Annotated in this window: 3 protein-coding genes; all 3 read right to left on the bottom strand. The window is 57.0% G+C overall.

What is annotated here, in order from left to right:
* Positions 1–940: aminomethyl-transferring glycine dehydrogenase subunit GcvPB (gene gcvPB / locus SMC5_RS10025; RefSeq protein WP_407079771.1), on the bottom strand; the 940-nt coding region annotated here is incomplete at its 3' end.
* Positions 937–2310, bottom strand: a complete 1374-nt coding sequence (gene gcvPA / locus SMC5_RS10020) for an aminomethyl-transferring glycine dehydrogenase subunit GcvPA (protein ID WP_119120591.1) — start codon at positions 2308–2310, stop codon at positions 937–939. The genes gcvPA and gcvPB, both read right to left, overlap by 4 nt.
* Positions 2288–2668: a glycine cleavage system protein GcvH gene (gene gcvH, locus SMC5_RS10015; RefSeq protein ID WP_119120590.1), complete on the bottom strand. Its 381-nt coding sequence runs from the start codon at positions 2666–2668 to the stop codon at positions 2288–2290. Before gcvH ends, gcvPA begins: the two co-directional genes overlap by 23 nt.
* Positions 2669–2872 lie beyond the last annotated feature (204 nt).

Here is a 2872-nt window from a genome sequence, read left to right as displayed (position 1 = left end):
GCCTGTTCTCATCCAGGGTGTACTGACCGTCTCTGCACACAACCACGGGGATCGGAAGGTAGTCAGCCAGCAGTTTCTTGACGCCCACAGGGGCAGCGCCCGGACCTCCACCGCCATGTGGGGTGGCGAATGTCTTGTGGAGGTTCAGATGAACCACATCGAACCCAAGATCCCCTGGACGAATGAGTCCCATGAGAGCATTAAGGTTTGCCCCATCGTAGTACAGCAGACCTCCGCGAGCATGCACGAGTTCGGCAATCTGCGTGATGTTCTCCTCGAACAGCCCCACGGTGTTCGGGTTGGTCAGCATGATGGCCGCCACCGTATCGTCCATGAGTTTGCCCAAAGCATCCATGTCGACCCCGCCTCGCTCGTTGGAGGGAACGGTCACGACCTGGAATCCTGCCATCGATGCCGACGCAGGATTTGTTCCATGAGCAGAATCGGGGATCAGCACTTTCGTGCGCTTGGCATCGTGGTCACGCATGTAGGCATGGATAATGAGCATGCCAGTGAGCTCACCATGGGCGCCGCATGCGGGCTGCAGCGTGAAGTCGTCCATACCGGTGATCTCCTGCAGAGACTCCTTCAGCTCGAATTCCATTTGCAGGATGCCCTGGTTGTCTGTGGGATCATCCAGTGGGTGACGCACAGTCAGCCTTGGATCAGCGGCCATTCGCTCGTTGATCTTGGGGTTGTACTTCATCGTGCACGACCCCAGCGGGTAGAAGCCGGTGTCGACACCGTAGTTTATCGTAGCCAGATTCGTGAAATGGCGTACCAGGTCAAGTTCTGCGACCTGTGGCAGCGGTTTCACCGCAGCGCGCGCAAACTCAGGAATATATCTTTCGGCTACAGCCCTGTCCTCCTCGAACCCAAACGAGAATGCCGACCGGCCTGCCACACTCTTCTCAAATAGAGTCATCTTCCGCCACCTCAGCTCAATGCGCCGAGAACCTGCCCAAGGATACTGTCCTTGAGCATCTCGGTCGCGCAGACCAGATACGTATGAGGCATCCCCTGGACTTCCGGGACAACGCCACGAGCAAGAGCGAGCGGTGGAAACACCGGCACACCCGCCAGTCGGGAGCGCATATCTTCGGGAGCGATCGAACTGGCAAGGACTGCTTCATTGAACACTGGGCTCTGCTTGAAAACACGGGTGAAGTGCCCGGTCGCCTCGAGTCCACTGATCAGCTTCTGCAGCTTCGCAACGTTCTCACAGGCAAGTGCCCTGAATCCCGACTCGCCCACACTGCCAAGGTATACAGCTGCCGTTAGTGCGTTGAGTGCATGGTTCGAACAGATATTGGACGTCGCCTTCTCGCGTCGAATGTCCTGCTCGCGCGCTCTCAACGTCATGACAAATGCCTGGCGACCCTTTGTGTCGATGGACTCACCGACGATTCGACCGGGAAAGTCACGGTTGTACTTCTTCAGGGTGGCAAAGACGCCAAGATGCGGCCCACCAAATGACATCGAGAGACCAAGCGACTGTCCCTCACCGACGACAATGTCTGCTCCAGTGCCAACACCATACTTGAGCAGTCCCAGAGCCATCGCTTCGGTGAAGGATTCGACAAACAGGGCATCGTGCCCGTGGACGGCTGTCCCGATGGCACCAAGGTCTTCGATAATGCCCAGGTAGTTTGGACTCTGGACAAGAACTGCGCTGCACGCAGAGGCAGACAGTTTTAGCTCCAGATCTTCCATGGATACGCGCCCGTCGCCATCCATCCTGACGACATCGACGGCAATCCCGTGTGGTTTCAGGTAGGTCCGGACCGTTGCCAAGTAGTTCGGGTTCACCGTTGCAGCGACGAGCACCCGGTCCGCCTTCTTGACACGATGAGCCATCAGCATGGCCTCAGCGGTCGACGAGGCCCCATCGTACATCGAGCAGTTGGCCAATTCCATATCGGTGAGTTCCACCATGAACGACTGGAACTCGAACAGGGACTGCAACGTCCCCTGGCTTATCTCGGGCTGGTATGGCGTATATGCTGTGACGAAACCCGGGAGAGATGCAAGGTGTGGGACGACGGCTGGAATGAAATGCATGTATGCCCCGGCGCCCAGAAGAGAAGCCTTCCTGGGACCCGAGTTCCGGGACATCATGGTGTCCCAGTACTCGACCATCTGATCCTCCGTCAATCCGTCGGGGAGTTGGAGACCGCCTTCCACGCAGGAGTTGCCAGCAAAACACTTGACGATGTCATCAAACTGCAGGCCAATCTTCTGCAACATCGCCTGCTGCTCATCACCTGTCGCCGGAATGAACGAGAACTTATTCCTTCCTGTACTCTGCATAGTCAGTAGCACTCATCAGACCATTCAGCTCATCCGGGTTCGAAAGCTCGATCTTCGCCAGCCAGCCGGCTCCAAACGCATCACTATTGAGAAGTTCAGGCTTGGCCGTGACTTCATGGTTGACTTCGACAACGTTGCCCGACACAGGCGTATAGACGTCTGAAGCAGCCTTGACCGATTCGACGGAGGTCAGGATATCTCCTGCCTTCAATGTCGAGCCGACGGAGATCTCACCGACGAACACGACATCCCCCAGCTTGCTCTGGGCGTAGTCAGAGACTCCGACGAACGCAACGCCACCCTCGACGCGTACCCACTCGTCCGACTTCGCATAACGTGCATCGTTCTGGATCTTCATAATCGCATACCTCCCGAAATGAGATGACTTGACTTACCGAGAGATTTTACTCCCGATGAGGGAAAAGACAACACGGTGGGCGCTCTGGACGCACTCGATCAGACGCGAGTCACCTGGGAGACTGCCCGAAACAGGTCGATGAACTCCGAGGGCATAAGGACCTCCGGGCGAAGCTGAGATATCTCGGCGAACTCACCCGTAAGC

Origin of the sequence: Candidatus Cryosericum odellii (assembly GCF_003570935.1) — a bacterium.
Lineage (GTDB): Bacteria > Caldisericota > Caldisericia > Cryosericales > Cryosericaceae > Cryosericum > Cryosericum odellii.
This window is presented reverse-complemented; position numbering and strand designations above follow the sequence as displayed.

Excerpts from the sequence above, each read along its gene's own strand:
- gcvH (WP_119120590.1), bottom strand. The coding sequence starts at position 2,668 with ATGAAGATCCAGAACGATGCACGTTATGCGAAGTCGGACGAGTGGGTA.
- gcvPA (WP_119120591.1), bottom strand. The coding sequence starts at position 2,310 with ATGCAGAGTACAGGAAGGAATAAGTTCTCGTTCATTCCGGCGACAGGT.